This is a genomic window from Paraburkholderia lebeckiae (assembly GCF_050436225.1).
Classification (GTDB): Bacteria; Pseudomonadota; Gammaproteobacteria; order Burkholderiales; family Burkholderiaceae; genus Paraburkholderia; species Paraburkholderia tuberum.
On the sequence record NZ_JBNDLU010000003.1, the window covers coordinates 975099 to 989008 of the forward strand.

Annotated in this window: 11 protein-coding genes and 1 pseudogene; 5 read left to right on the top strand and 7 right to left on the bottom strand. The window is 64.8% G+C overall.

The features are described from left to right. Positions 1-37: 37 nt before the first annotated feature. Genes OKW45_RS39210 through OKW45_RS39235 form a run of 6 tightly spaced genes read right to left on the bottom strand, consistent with a single transcriptional unit; the run spans position 38 to position 7618 of the window. Positions 38-2782: a phosphoenolpyruvate synthase gene (locus tag OKW45_RS39210; RefSeq protein ID WP_429473981.1), complete on the bottom strand. Its 2745-nt coding sequence runs from the start codon at positions 2780-2782 to the stop codon at positions 38-40. A gap of 15 nt (positions 2783-2797) precedes the next feature. Beyond that, positions 2798-4459, bottom strand: coding sequence for a nucleotidyltransferase domain-containing protein (locus tag OKW45_RS39215; protein ID WP_429473982.1), 1662 nt, complete (start codon positions 4457-4459; stop codon positions 2798-2800). An 18-nt stretch (positions 4460-4477) separates the two neighbouring features. Next, positions 4478-5560 carry an SDR family oxidoreductase gene (locus tag OKW45_RS39220; RefSeq protein WP_187615755.1) on the bottom strand — a complete coding sequence of 361 codons (1083 nt, stop codon included), beginning with the start codon at positions 5558-5560 and terminating at the stop codon, positions 4478-4480. A 26-nt stretch (positions 5561-5586) separates the two neighbouring features. Beyond that, positions 5587-6504, bottom strand: a complete 918-nt coding sequence (locus OKW45_RS39225) for a hypothetical protein (protein WP_429473983.1) — start codon at positions 6502-6504, stop codon at positions 5587-5589. Further along, on the bottom strand, positions 6501-6830 hold the full coding sequence (locus OKW45_RS39230; protein ID WP_429473984.1) for an acyl carrier protein: 330 nt from the start codon (positions 6828-6830) through the stop codon (positions 6501-6503). The genes OKW45_RS39225 and OKW45_RS39230 overlap by 4 nt, the downstream gene beginning before the upstream one ends. A 17-nt stretch (positions 6831-6847) precedes the next feature. Then, positions 6848-7618 carry a Coq4 family protein gene (locus tag OKW45_RS39235; RefSeq protein WP_429473985.1) on the bottom strand — a complete coding sequence of 257 codons (771 nt, stop codon included), beginning with the start codon at positions 7616-7618 and terminating at the stop codon, positions 6848-6850. Between the two features lie 592 nt (positions 7619-8210). On the opposite strand from OKW45_RS39235, the gene OKW45_RS39240 reads away from it, so the two are divergent. From OKW45_RS39240 to OKW45_RS39260, 5 genes and pseudogenes are all read left to right on the top strand, one after another. Then, positions 8211-9320 (top strand): hypothetical protein, encoded by a 1110-nt coding sequence (locus OKW45_RS39240; RefSeq protein ID WP_429473986.1) that lies wholly within the window; start codon positions 8211-8213, stop codon positions 9318-9320. A gap of 133 nt (positions 9321-9453) precedes the next feature. Beyond that, positions 9454-10329: pseudogene (locus OKW45_RS39245) on the top strand (B12-binding domain-containing radical SAM protein); the annotation flags it as partial. A 151-nt stretch (positions 10330-10480) separates the two neighbouring features. Next, a complete protein-coding gene (locus OKW45_RS39250) occupies positions 10481-10903 on the top strand; it encodes a hypothetical protein (RefSeq protein ID WP_429474057.1) in 423 nt (140 codons plus the stop codon). Between the two features lie 11 nt (positions 10904-10914). Next, positions 10915-12399, top strand: coding sequence for a tryptophanase (locus OKW45_RS39255; RefSeq protein WP_429473987.1), 1485 nt, complete (start codon positions 10915-10917; stop codon positions 12397-12399). Between the two features lie 9 nt (positions 12400-12408). Continuing rightward, a complete protein-coding gene (locus OKW45_RS39260; protein ID WP_429473988.1) occupies positions 12409-13161 on the top strand; it encodes a dTMP kinase in 753 nt (250 codons plus the stop codon). A 194-nt stretch (positions 13162-13355) separates the two neighbouring features. Here OKW45_RS39260 and OKW45_RS39265 read toward each other — a convergent pair whose 3' ends face one another. Then, positions 13356-13829: an Lrp/AsnC family transcriptional regulator gene (locus tag OKW45_RS39265; RefSeq protein ID WP_429473989.1), complete on the bottom strand. Its 474-nt coding sequence runs from the start codon at positions 13827-13829 to the stop codon at positions 13356-13358. Positions 13830-13910: the final 81 nt, after the last annotated feature.

Here is a 13910-nt window from a genome sequence, read left to right on the forward strand (position 1 = left end):
GGGGCGGTTTCAGTGGTCAGCGGGCGGTCAATTCATGTCAGGTCGGCTCGGGCAGTTCGATCACGCCGCTATGGCCATCGACCTTGAGCTGCATGCCCGACTGCACGCGCGTGGTGAGGCCCGGAATCTGGACGACGGTCGGGATGCCGATTTCGCGGGCGACGATCGCGGCGTGGGTCAACGGACTGCCACGCTCGATCAGCAGGCCGGTCGCCGACGCGAATACCGGAACCCAGCCGGGGTCGGTCCGATAGGTGACGAGGATGCCGCCGTCGAACTCGTTCGCTTCGCGCACGACCTTCGCCCGTCCTTCGGCGAAGCCCGGCGAGCAGGGCGTGCCGCGCAGCGTCGCGCCGGCCGCGTGGGCAGGCGTCGCGCGCAACGCGGCGAGGTTCGCCGGGTTGCTGAGCCAGGCCGCCACCGGGCCATGCGTGACGAAGCGTGGCGGCAGGTCAGCCATGTCGCGATAGCTGGCATCATCGCGCTTGCGCTGCTCGATGAGCGGGCGCAGTTCGCGGTGGGAGACGGTGCCTTCGAAGCACCCGCGAATTTCCTCGAGGCGCAGATGGAAGATGTCGCGGCCCGTCGCCAGCACGCCGTCGGCGGCGAGACCCTCGCCGATTGCGCGGAACATCCGGCGCGCGACCCCGAACGCGCGCGAACGGCAAAAGCGCACGGTCTCGCGCGCCCGGATCGCGGCGCGCACGCGGCCGCGCGCGCGTGCAAAAATCCAGCGCTGTAGCGGATTGAGCCGCTCACGCAACAACGCGTCGATGCGCGCTTCTGTGGCGCTGCGATCGATCGACGCGGCACCATGCGCGAGCGTGGCCTTCAACATATCGAACAGCACGCCCGGGTCTTCGCGTAGATCGGGCTCTTCGAGCTTCAGTTCGTTGTTGCTGCGGTACGCGAAGTCGGCGAGGTAGCGCTCGATGTCGGCGACGATCTCGGGCGCGCCGCATCCGCGCAGCGCCGCATACGCAACGGCAGACGGCGTGTTGCGGATCAGCGCTTCGACCTGAGGCTTCGCCCGCACGGCTTGCGCAATCGCGCTCAGCCTGCGGACCGGCTCGATCGACTCGATGTCGTCCATGCCGCCGATCACCGCCACTTCGAGCCAGTCGGGCGCACCGGGCATCCACCGCTTGATCAGCCGCCGGACGACGCCGTAACTGAGACCGATCGCCGATTCGAGCACGATCATCATGCCCCAGCGTGCTAGCAGCGCCTGCTCGAAGCGGCAGTAGTGCGCATAGACGGCGTCGGCGGGAAGCGAGCGATAGTCGAGCGCGTTGAACTCGTCGTAGACCGGATAGAAAAACGCGCGGAAGCGCTCGACGTTGCGCTCGAGACGCGCGAAGTGCCACGCGAACTTCGTGCCGCTCAAGGCCCGGATGCAGGCGAGTCCGGCGCGCGAGCCGGTCTTGTACGGCGCGATCAGCGCGGCGAAGCTCGCCAGATCGAGCGGCTCGTCGACGCCCATCTGGACTTCCATCATCTTGCGTCCGAGGTCCTGGAACGGCGCGAGCCCGGAAAGCTTGTACCAGTGCAGCAGGTTGTAGTACATGCGCCCGTTCAGGAACGCGAGCGTCGAGCCGAGGAAGCCATCCATCTCGCGCCGCTGCTTGTGCGGAATCGCGAGCAACTGGCAGAACTCACGGAACACCTGCGCATAGACGTGCTGCGCGAAGGTGAAGGTCAGTTGCGTCGTCACGCCGGGATAGTTCTCGACGATGTTGGAGTTGTCCCACAGCTGAAATTCGCCGGTCCGCGATGGGGCCGGTGCGATCGGCGTGGTCACCGGGCGCGCCTGCAGAATCCACAGCTGGTGCTCCGCGATACACCATTCGATATCGAGCGGCTCGCCGAGCTCGCTTTCGAGCCTGCGCGCCGCCGCCACGACGCGCTCGATTTCGTCGCTAGAGAGGGCCGCTGCGTCGCGCAGCGCGGCCGGCACCTCGCGGATGTGGCGGCCGTCATGACGCTCGCGTTTTTCACCGATCACCACCTGCCTGGGCTGTCCGGTGTGGCGGTCCACGGTGATCGTGTCGGCGTCGACCGCGCCCGACACGAGTCCCTCGCCGAGCCCGTAGACAGCGCTCAGCACGAGCTCGTCGCGGTTGCCGTTGGCCGGGTTGATCGTGAACACGACGCCGCTCGTGTCCGCCTGAACGAGGCGCTGCAGGATCACGGCCATTCCAGCGCCGGCGATATCGAGTCCGTGCTGATGCCGGTAGCGCAGCGAGCGCTCGGAATACGCGGAAGCCCAGCACCGGCGTACGTGTTCGAGCGTCGAGTCGAGCCCGCGGACGTCGAGGAACGTGTCGAACTGGCCTGCGAACGAGAAGCTCGCGCTGTCTTCTTCGATGCCGGACGAGCGCACCGCGAGCGGTCCGTCTCCAATGATGTCGTGCGCGCGTGCGATGTCGCCGCGCAACGCGGCGCTGATGTCGCACGTCAGCACGGCCTCGCGGATCGCGCTCGCGATCGCGGCGGCGTTCTCAGGCGTGAAGTCGCGCAATAGCGCGGCGATGGTCTGATCGAGGCCGCCGTCGCGGCGGAATTCCGCGAAGCAGTCGGTGCCGAGAATCGCCCAGTGCGGCACCGCCACGCCGAGGTTCGCAAGCCGATGCAGCGATCGTCCCTTGTTGCCGGCGAGCCGCTCGATCGTTTCGGCCGGACTCGCCGCGGTCAGGATCAGGCGTGGCGATGCTGTCGGGGCGGCGCAGCTTTCGGCCGATTCGAATTCGCCGCGTGCGCGCGTAGTGGTGTCGAAAGTCATTGAGGTCCCCGTTGCTCAGGTGCTCGACGAAGCGAGCAGGTCTCTTGCTTCCTCGGCTGTACCGCGCCCGCCGTGAGCGGTCTGCGGGAAGCGCGCGTGCAGATGCGCGCCGAGGATGATCCAGTCGTAGGCGGCGTGGATCGTTCCGCGCCAGCCCGACGCCGTATCGAAGCTCGCCGGAAACTGCGGGTCGCCGCCGAGGTCGCGCAGACGCTGCGCGAGTTCATCGGCGAGCGCGACGTAGCGCTGTGCGTCGCGAGCCGATCCGATCGAGCACTGTTCGAGTTCGCGGATGCCGTCGATCAGCGCCGCATCGAGCGGCAGCAGCCGGATCGCGTCGAGCGTCGCTTCTTCCATCGTCGACTGCGGGGTCACGCCATGCGCGCCGAGCGTGACCATGCAGGCGGTCTGCATCATCCGTTGCAGCGCGTACTCGAGCACCTTCCATTGGCCGCGCTGGAGTGCGCCCTGGGCATCCTCGCGCGCGTTCTCGAGACCGATGTTGGCCCAGATCATCTCGAGACCCGCTTCGGCGAAGCGCCCGGCGGGCATCGGCAGCAACTGGGCACCGCTCGCGCGGCCGCCCGCGAGGCGCGCGCCGTCGATCGAAATCAACGGCGCGCGCGACACCGGCGTCGATGTCGCCTGCTGACGTGCGTGGATTTCTCCGCTGCCCTTCCAGCGCAGGCTGACGAGACCCAGCCGGCTGAAGTCCGCGATCAGCGCGCGCTGCCGGCTCGCCGCTTGCGCCTCGTCACGGCTGGCGATGGCCGTGCATGGCGTGTCGAAGGTGATCGCTCGCCAGGCCCGGGCCGCTTCGTCGTCGAGCGCAAAGACGTCGCTACCTCGCAGCACGTGGACCCGTTCGCCGATTTGCCAGGTCGTCGTGTCCTTGCCGGGGCCAATCAGCACGTTGTCGGCCATGAGGCTCACACCGTTGACGCCGAACTCGCGGATCAGCGCGACCCCCGCTGCGAGGAACCCGCTTTCGGCGCCATGCTCGCGCGGCGCGTGCAGCAGGCTCCACAGACGGCCGGCGCGGCCGGCGTCGACGGCCGCGCGTTCGAGTTGCAGCGACAGCCATTTCGGGCTCATGTAGCACTCGCCGAGGCGCGCCACGTGACTCTTCGCCGCATGAAACGCGGCGGTCCTGATCCAGGCGCGTGCGTAGTCGGGCTCGCCGAGCGCGAACATCGCCACCGCATAACGGCCGGTCTGACGCGCGAAATCCTCGAACCACAGTGCCACCGCCTCGCAGAGCGCCTCGCGGCCAAGCTCCGCTTGCAGCGTCTCGATCAACGTCCGGTTGTCGATCGGCAGCGCGCCGATAAAGCGCTGGCACCGTTCGAGCAGATTCCACGACAGGCGCGCGACCGCGCGCCGGCCTTTGCCGAGCGCTGCGCGAACCTGCGCGAGTTCGCGGCGCAGCCGCGCCGGACTCAGCAACCTGACCTCGACGCGGCGGCCGTCGATGAACAGGATGTAGGGCATCGTGGCTGGCTCTAGTCCGCGATCGACGATCGCGACGAAGTCGACGTCGGAGCGCTCGTTGCCAAAGCCTTCGGCGATCGAGCCTTCGAGAAACACGGCGCTCGGTGCCCGCTGTTCGAACTGGGCGCCGAGCGCGGCCCGCGCTTTTTGCCAGAGCTCGGCGAGCATCGGATCAGTCATCAACATGGTTAGGCTCCCTGAGCGTCAAGCCGTGCGCGGCACGAAGTAGCCCGCCGCGATCCCGTAACGAAAGATCCTGCGCAGCAGCGTTTTGCCCGTCGCCCGAGGCAGGGCCGGCAGGATCGCGGCGGTCGCATCGCGTGCAAAGCGCACCTGGCGCGTCAGGTACGACTCGTACAGTTTCACGACCTCGTCGTAGTAACGCCGCTCGAGCGGTTTCATCGCGGCGGCGTCGAAGACATGTCGCGGCACATAGCGAGGCACGTGAAACGAGGGAAACTCCGCGCAGACGTCATTGATTTCGCGCAGCGTCGTCGGCGTGCCCGAGGTCAGATGCAGCGTGCGTCCGCGTACGAGCGGAAACTTCGCCAGCGCTTCGACGACGCAGTCCGCGACCCAGTCGATCGGCACGATGTTCAGCGTCGCGCCGTAGTCGCCCGGCATCGTGCGCACGAGTCCCGCGGCCGTCAGGCGCACGACGGTGTACAGCGTGTCGAACTTGCGGATCACGCCGCTCGCCGAGTCGCCGACGATGATCGACGGGCGCAGCACCGCCGCCGGCAGACCGCTGCGCATCGCCGCTCGCACCGACTGTTCCGCGCGGTACTTGCTCTGCTCATACGGGTTGCCCAGACGCTGACCGAGTTCGAGATCGTCCTCGCTGAACACGCCGGGGCGCTCGCCGCAGACATAGGCGGTGCTCACGTAGAGCAGCGGAATCGGCGCGTCGCCGCTACCTTGCGCGAACTCGACGATGCGCTCGGTGCCGCGAAAGTTGATCGCGTCGTAGACCTCGGGCTTGCGCCCGAAGCTGGTTAGCGCGGCACAGTGGACGATCGCGCCCGTTGCCGCGCGCAGTGCCTCGTAGGTGTGTGGATCGAGCCCAAGCCGGGGCTCGGCGACGTCGCCCCGCACACATGCGAAGGTTCCGGCAGCGGGTGTGTGGCCGCCGTATGGTGTTGCCGCGAGCGGTGTGCCGTCGTTGCGGACAACCGGTCCATCGGAGCGCAAGAATGCGACGACCGGGTACCCCATTGCCGTCAGCCGGGCGATCACTTCGGCGCCCAACAGACCTCGCGCACCGGTGACGAGAACGTGCTTATCCATCGTGGGTGACCATCCAGGGTTGCGTGTCATTTAAGGAGAAGCCCGGCCAGCAGTCCGAGCTCGACGGCGACGATGAAGCGGGTGCCAGCCCAGCGTGACCGGCCCGGTCTGCTCGCGGGGCCCGGCCAGCTCGCGTTGAGCCAGATGAGCCATACGAGCGGCAGCGTTGCGGCGTAGATCGAATACGTTTGCGACAGGCTTGCCAGGCGCGAGAGCGACACGTTGATGCCGAGCGCCAGAATCAGCAGGGCATTCAGCGCGACCCGAATGGCGCGCGCCGACAGGAGATAGGGCTGCAGTCCGGTGGTGCCGACCTTGCGCGAGAACTTCCAGAATTCGTAGCCGGTCCACATCGATCCCGCTACGCACACCACGACGTAGAAACTCAGTTCGCGCCCAGCAACGTCGCGCCACAAGAAAAAGCCGTACATGAAGATGGCGAAGGGCGCGCCCTCGAAAACGGGGAGGCACAGCAGCGGGTGGGTCGGGAGCAGCCGCTTGAAGACGAACGGCGCAGCGAAGGCCAGTGCGGTGGCGGCAGCGGCGGCCGTCCTCGCGTGCCCCATGCCGGCGTTCAGCGCAACGAGCAGGATCGCGCTTGTCGCGAGGCTGGCGACGAGGCGTGTGCGTCGCGCCTCGCGTCGCGCTAACAGCGCGTGCCCGGCGGGATGGTCGCGTTCGAGGTCGTCGAGGTCGTCGATCAGGCGAAGCTGGACGAACAGCAAAAAAAACGACGCAAGACCGGCCAGCAAGCGCCAGCCCGGTTCAATGGCGACGCCGGCTATCCGTCCGTATAGCAGCAGCGAGCAGACGAACGCGCCGGCGATCGGCACCGCCTCGGCCGTTAGCGGCATGCGACCGAGCGTGTTGCCGAAAGCGGCTGCCGCGGCGGCAAGCCGGCCACGTCTCGCATGCGCGGTGGCCAGCGAAAGGCGCGGGCTCATGTGCGCATCCCCTCATTGGCGTCTATATGGACCGCCGCGTGCCGGATGCACAGGTCCACTAGCGAGCCGACCGTGAAATACGCTTCGGCGCGTTCTTCGTTCAACGCTTCTAGAGGCAGACGCTCGATGCCAAACGCCTGCTCGATTGCGACCACGGCTTCGACGAGCGACAGCGAGTCGAGGCCAAGATCGGCGATCAGCGAACTGTCGAGGTGAATCTCAGTGTTGAAGTCGCGCTGATGCTCGCGGCAGACGCGCAAAAGCTGCGTGCGTACGACTCCGAATACGGTGTTGCGCGTCGACGCATTTTTCGATGTGCTGGCCATGCTGGGATCCTTTCTGTTCACGCGTTGCTCGACTCGGCGTAGCGCCACGGCAGTGTCTGGCCGCCGGCCAGGATGCCCTGTGGATGCGCGAGCGCGACAGGCTCGATCGCCAGCTCCAGGCGGACGGTTTCGAGTGGCCGCTGCAACGCTTCTTCCCAGCGGTAGGAAAGGGGAATCCGCGCGCGCTTGCCACGCAACCACGCGCGGCGCAGAAAACGATGGACCCAGAAGTTCGGCCACCACGGCGCAGTTAGCGCGGTGCCGAGCAGACCGACGATGCGCGCGCGCATCGGTTCGAGCCCGCAATCGAATGCGAGAAGCGAGGTCTCGCCGGCCCAGTCCTGGCCATAGCCCGTCAACACGTGCAGCAGGTCATGAATGCAGCCGCTGCGCTCGATGAACCACTGACGGTCCGGGCCGGGGAGGATTTCTTCGAGGCCGGCGGCCAGCCGGCTCGCCTGCAGCAGACCATCGGCGCTGTAGCCGCTGTGCCCCATCATCGCCATGTAAGCGCGGCCGAACGAGCCCGGCGGCAAGCGCAGCAGCGTGTCGGAATCCGCGAGCGTGCCGAGCAGTGACGGCTGCTCGGCAATCAGCGCGCCGGCGCCGCGCTCGCCGAGAAAACGCTGGTACATCGCCTCCATCTGGCCGCCGTCGAGCGCGATCATCACTTCGTAGGCATGCTGAATATCGTCTACGTTCGCCCTCAATGCCTTGATCGCCCGCAAGGCGCGCGGCCAATCGATGTGGCGTCGCGCCAGCGCGTCGTCCTTCAAAGTTGCTGTCATCTGCGGCTCCAGGCAAAGATCAAGAGGGCGAGTCACGAGTGGCAATCGACCGGTGCCTCGCGATTCGGGTTCGGATACGGCAAGAAGGAATCGAGCGAGGCCGGCCACCAACTGTGGATGCTTTTTGCAGGGTTCATGCCAGCCGTGCGTCGGCAGCACGAAGGTCGTCCTCATTCCCTGCAAGAACGGAACGAAGTGCCCAGATCTCAAAAGGCGGCGCGGGTATCGCGCCGATTGAAGCGAAGTCTGCGATTTGTCGACGCACATTCGGGGCGAGCCCGTCGCAGCCTGCTGGATGTCGGCGCCGGGCCAACACGTGAAGCGCATCTGTTGGTTGCAGATCGTCTGCGGGACATTCGATGCCGGGTCGGTTCGCATGCCGACGTCCAAACGTCTAAACGTGCGAATGTATCGCGCTGCCTTTTGAAATCTGGCTGCCTGCTTGCGTCATTGCTTCTGACGAGGACTCACGTCGCGCTGCAAGAGAGTGCCTGGCACGAACCGTGCGCCAGGAGCGCGAACAATGAGTGGTGCGTATTGATGGTCGCGAAACGTATCGCTTGGGAATACTCACGAGGATGGAGGTAGAGCAATGAATCAGGCATGGAAGGCGAAAGCGGGGCAGTTCCTGCCGGGCGCGAATCTGACTGTGTTGCCGCACTGGGAGCGCGACGCGGTACCGAGCTACGATCGTGCCGAGGTCTCGGTGCCAGGGCGCCTTCACTTCGCGGTATTCGACTTTATGCAAATGGCGCCTGGCTTCGGCGGCGGCGGACTCGGCGTATCGACGAGCACGGTCGGACACCGGATCACGGTCACGAAGACGACCAACGGCGAGGGCGGCTGCGACGTCCCGAGCGGGCGGCACATGCTCGAGTTGTTCAAGCGAGCCGTCGGCTACGCACGTGACGACATCCGCGTCGATCGGGTGCGCAGCATCCAGCACCAGCACAGCGGCTTCGGCTCGAATGTCTCGTTCAATACCGCGACGCTCGCCGGCTTGAACGCGTTGTTCGGCTCACCGTTTTCGCCGCACGACATGTGGGAAATGATCACCCGCAACTACGTCGAGACCGCGAAGGATGACGAGCACGTGTATTTCGGACTGGAGACCGGCGTCGGCGAAGCGTGCCTGTTCTTCGGCGGTCTGGTCTGGGTCGACGAGAAGCACGGCAACGGCCGTTTTCTCGGCAACCTGAGTTCGGAAAACCTGTGGGTGACCACCGCCGTTGGCAACTACGACACGCTATCGACCGAAGCGCTGCGCGCCCATGGCGAAGGCGCGGACATGTCCGGCACCACCGAGGCGGGCTTCGTGCCGACACATTTTGTCGAGTGGCAGAAGCGCTACGGCCTCGCGTGGCGCAACTTCATCGAGCAGAAGTTGCGGCCGGCACTGCATCGCAACGACCTGTTCGCGTTTTTGAAGCACGGCTGGGAACTCAACAGCATGAGCAACATGAAGGTGCTCGAAGGCATTTTCCGGACCGACGTGATGCGTGAGTTCGACGAGACGATGCAACGCGAGGGCGCGGTGTACGCGGGGATGAGCAGCGCGGGTCCGGGCTTCTATGCATTCTCCGACTGCGAGGACAAGGCGAAGCACCTCGCGGCGGTGATGATGCATCGGTTCAGTGAATTCATGAGCGAGATGACGGTGGCCCGCGCGGGCCAGAAGCTGTCCATCGATGTCGCCGTCTAGGCGCATTCCTGCGAGCCCTCGCGAACCTTTCCACCGAGACCGATCGAACATGGCCAAGCGCGTCACCTTCGTCAACACGAACCAGATCAAACCGGCGATTGCGCCGATTGCGTTCGACTACCTGTCGGCGCCGATGGAGCGAGCCGGGTTCGAGCTAGATTTGCTCGACCTGTGCTTCTCGGACGATTGCGAGGCGGCCATTGCCGAGCACTGCCGCACCGCCGCGCCGGATTACTGGGGGGTGACGCTGCGAAATACCGACGACGTCTATTTTTCCAGCGGCTACAGCTTTCTCGACAGAATCAGGGACATCGTCGCGCTGCTTCGCCGCGCGCGCGCGGTTCCGGTCGTGATGGGCGGCGCAGGCTACTCGGTGATGCCGGAAAAGCTGCTTGCTTACCTCGACGCCGACTTCGGTATCGTCAGGGAAGGCGAATTCAGCTTTCCCGAGCTGCTGACCTGCCTCGAAGAAGGCAGGAGTTTCACGCACATACCCGGCGTGGTCTACCGCGATACGGCCGGGGTGCGCGCTACGCCGCTCGCCCCGAACGCATGCGGACCGCTGGCCAGCATCGGGCCTCACAAACGCGAACTGGTCGACAACCCCCACTACTTCGCCAAAGGCGGCCAGATCGGCATCGAAACGAAGCGCGGTTGCAATCGCTCCTGCATCTATTGCGTCGAGCCGCTGATCAAAGGCCGCACGGTGCGCATGCGCGAACCCGATGATGTCGTCGCCGAGATGGCATCGCTCGAAGAACGCGGGGTCAACGTCTTTCACATCAACGACTCGGAATTCAATCTGAGCGTCGCGCATCCTCTTGCGCTGTGCGCGGCCATCATCCGGCACGGGCTCGCCGGCAAAATCCAGTGGTATGCGTACGGTATGCCGCGGCCGTTTCCCGATGAACTCGCGGCCGCGATGAAAGCAGCCGGTTGCGTCGGCATGAACTTCGGCGTCGACACCGCCAGCGAAACGATGCTGAAGATACTGCGCCGCACCTTTAGCGCCCACGACATCGAGCATGCGGTCAATACGGCGAAGCGCCACGGCCTCGAGCACATCATCGAGCTGCTGTTCGGGCGCGCCCGGCGAGACGCAGGAAACCGCGCGCGAGACGATCGAGTTCATCAAGCGGGTCGATCCCGAGCGCGTTTCGGTGACGGTCGGGCTGAGGATTTTCCCCGGCACCGAGCTCGAGCAGATGATTCGCCGCGAGGGCCTGCACGTCGGAAATCCGAATCTTCACGGCCATATCGAAGGCAACGACCATCTGCTGCATCCGGTGTTCTATCTGCCGACCGCGTTGGGCCCGGACCCGCAGCGATTCATTGCCGATCTGATCGGCAATGATCGGAGGTTCTTCGGGACCAACGCGAGTCTGTTCAACTACAACGCGAACGACGCGCTGGTCGAAGCGATCGCGCAAGGCGAGCGGGGCGCGTATTGGTCGATCCTGAACCGGATCGAGAAACGCTTCGAAGCGGCCCGCGACGCTCGCGGTTGTCACCGCACGTCCGCGGACGGCGGCGATGCGGATTGGACGCCGATCGAGGTTGTGCCGATCGAGCAAAGTGCCTGATGCAGTGTGCGATGCCCGAAGCGGTCAGTCATCCAGTGGCCTGCGTACTTTCAACCCAGGAGGAGTGCATGCTTTTAGAAAACAGCCAGCCTGAGCCGTACAGGATCAAGATGGTCGAGCCGATCAGGCTGATCGACTGCGAGCAACGGCAGGCGCGGCTTGTCGGCGCCGGGTACAACGTCTTTCGCCTCGAAGCAGACGACGTCTACATCGATCTGATGACGGACAGCGGCACCTCCGCGATGAGCGCGAACCAATGGGCAGGCATCATGACCGGCGACGAATCATATGCCGGTTCCCGCAGTTTCACGAAGTTGACGCAGGCCGTGCGGGACATGCTCGGCTTCGACTACGTATTGCCAACCCATCAGGGCCGGCCAGCCGAGCACTTCCTGTTTCGGACCCTCGTGCGCCCAGGCCAGGTGGTGCCGTTCAACGCGCCGTTCGATTCGACCGAGGCACACGTATCGATTGCCGGCGGGACCGCGATACCGTGCGTCGCCGAAATCGGCTACCAGCCCGCTGTCGAGCACCCGTTCAAGGGCGACGTGGATGTGCAAAAGCTGCGCAACGTGATCGAGAGCGAAGGGCGCGACAATGTTCCGCTGATCATGGTCTCGCTGACGAACAACGCGGGCGGCGGCCAGCCGGTATCGATGGCGAACCTGCGCGCGGTGAGGGCGTTGGCCGATGAGTTTGCGATTCCGGTCTACTTCGATGCGGCGCGCTGCGCGGAGAATGCTTACTTCATCCAGCAGCGCGAGAGCGGCTATGCGAACCGGTCCGTGGCGGAAATTCTGAAGGAGCAGTTTTCCTATGCCGAGGGCTGCACGTTCAGCTGCAAAAAGGATGCGCTGGTCAACATCGGCGGCTTACTCGCGACACGGTCGCGCACGCTCTATGAGCAGGTCGTGCCGCTGCTCGTGCTGTACGAAGGTTTCGTCACCTACGGAGGGATGGCGGGCCGCGATCTCGAAGCGCTCGCGATCGGTCTGCGCGAGATGGTCGACGACCGATACCTGCAACACCGCGTAGGTCAGGTCGAACGGCTAGGGGACACACTGCTTGCCGGTGGCGTTCCGATACTGAGGCCGACCGGTGGACACGCGGTGTACGTCGATGCGGCCGCCTTCCTGCCCCACCTGCCGCGCTCGCAGTTCCCGGCCGAGGCGCTGGCTGCCGAGCTTTATCTGGAGGGCGGCGTGCGCGCCGTCGGTCTGGGCTCGTTGGCGTTCCTGAAAGAAGATCCGTCGACGGGCATGGTTAGCGCCCCGAGGCTGGAACTGCTGAGGCTGGCCATTCCTCGCCGCGTCTACACCGATAGCCACCTCGCGGCGGTTGCCGCCGCGTTGATCCGGGTCTACCAACGACGCGATGCGATCCGGGGAATGCGCATCGTCTCGGCACCGTCGATGCTCAAGCACTTCACCGCGGTCCTCGCGCCGATCGAGGCCCGTGACGAGATGCTCGCGGAGTCTCGGGAAGTTATCGTCTGAGGTGATTTCATGTCGAATGGTGTCTTCGAAACGCTCGAGCTCAAACCGCATGCTTATCCGGGGGTTCTGGTCACGTTGTGCGGTGTGGATGGGGCGGGGAAGTCGTCACTGATGGAAAGGCTCGAAAGCGCGTGCACGCGTGCGGGGCTCAACTGCGTGACGACGTTTACGCCGACCCGTCGGATCCGCAAAGATGCGGTGTTCCGGGATATGGTGGACAGCCACTGGCATACATCGGGCGCCGGTTCCGGACTCGACGTAAACCGACGGCGCGTCGACATGCTGGGCATTCTGCTGTCCATCATGGGAGACCTCGTCCAGCATCTGGCCGACACGATCGTACCGGCACTGGAACGCGGCGACGTCGTTTTCTGCGACCGCTACGTGTTCACTTCTCAGGCTGAAATCGGCACGCGTTCCGATCCCGCTGAGACTGCGCCTGTGCTCCGCAGCATCGCTGGTCATTTGCTGCGTCCCGACGTCGCCTTTGGTCTGAACGTTTCCGGCGTGACTTCACACCGTCGCGTGCGGGCAAGGAACGACGAGAACGACCAGCCGCCGCCGATGAGCTTTCTGACGCGTCAGGTGGCGGCCTATCGCGCCGTGTTCGAGGTCAACAGCGTTGTCGCGCTGGATGCGGAGCGGAGTCTCGACGAGACGTTCTGCAAGGCACTCAGTCATCTCGTGGCTATCGACCGTATTGCGGGGCGGTTGGGCTCTGTCGGGGCAGAACCTCCTACACGAAGCTTGGCGGCGTGCTGAGGCTTCGACCTGCGCCCGAGAAGCCGGATTCGGGCATCGAGGTATGCGACAAAATGCGCGTCTGGATACGCGCGTCTGACCGCGATCGCCTTGGAGCTTTGACCTTCAGGAGCAAAATGACCGTTGAACCGCACGCACGCATGCGGGGAATAGTGGGCACCGGAATGTGACGGGCGACGCTCGCGCTCATCGGGCTAGGCCGCCAACGGGACAGCGCCCGTACATTTGATTTCATCGAGGCAAACGCTGGACTTGACTCCGCTCACACCCGGAATGCGCATCAGCGTATCCAGCAGAAACTCCGACAGCGCTTTCAGGTCGTGCGCCACGACCTTGAGCATGTAATCGATATCACCCGTTACGACGAAGCATTCCTGAACCTGGGTGAGTTCCGAGATCATTCGCTTGAACTTGGACAGGTCGCGGACATGGCCTCGCTCCATCGTCACCTGGATGAAGGCCACTACGCCAAAGCCCAGCAGCTGCGCGTCGAGCCGCGTCTCGTAGCGTTTGATCACACCCATTTCCTCGAGCCGGCGATGCCGCCTCAGCGTTTGCGCGGGCGACAGTTTGATCGCCTCCGCAAGTTCGAGGTTGGAGATGCGCCCCTGGGACTGAAGAATCTCCAGTAGACGCACGTCGATACGGTCGATGTCGATTGCCTGCACTTTTATTTCCTCGTCCTCCAGTGAAATGAAATATTAATGCACAAATCAGGGTTTGTCTGCGTCTGCAAGGAAATCCAATTG

Bases quoted from the DNA above. Each gene is read 5' to 3' on its own strand.
- OKW45_RS39210 (WP_429473981.1), bottom strand. From the start codon at position 2,782: ATGACTTTCGACACCACTACGCGCGCACGCGGCGAATTCGAATCGGCC.
- OKW45_RS39215 (WP_429473982.1), bottom strand. From the start codon at position 4,459: ATGTTGATGACTGATCCGATGCTCGCCGAGCTCTGGCAAAAAGCGCGG.
- OKW45_RS39220 (WP_187615755.1), bottom strand. From the start codon at position 5,560: ATGGATAAGCACGTTCTCGTCACCGGTGCGCGAGGTCTGTTGGGCGCC.
- OKW45_RS39225 (WP_429473983.1), bottom strand. From the start codon at position 6,504: ATGAGCCCGCGCCTTTCGCTGGCCACCGCGCATGCGAGACGTGGCCGG.
- OKW45_RS39230 (WP_429473984.1), bottom strand. From the start codon at position 6,830: ATGGCCAGCACATCGAAAAATGCGTCGACGCGCAACACCGTATTCGGA.
- OKW45_RS39235 (WP_429473985.1), bottom strand. From the start codon at position 7,618: ATGACAGCAACTTTGAAGGACGACGCGCTGGCGCGACGCCACATCGAT.
- OKW45_RS39240 (WP_429473986.1), top strand. From the start codon at position 8,211: ATGAATCAGGCATGGAAGGCGAAAGCGGGGCAGTTCCTGCCGGGCGCG.
- OKW45_RS39255 (WP_429473987.1), top strand. From the start codon at position 10,915: ATGCCCGAAGCGGTCAGTCATCCAGTGGCCTGCGTACTTTCAACCCAG.
- OKW45_RS39260 (WP_429473988.1), top strand. From the start codon at position 12,409: ATGTCGAATGGTGTCTTCGAAACGCTCGAGCTCAAACCGCATGCTTAT.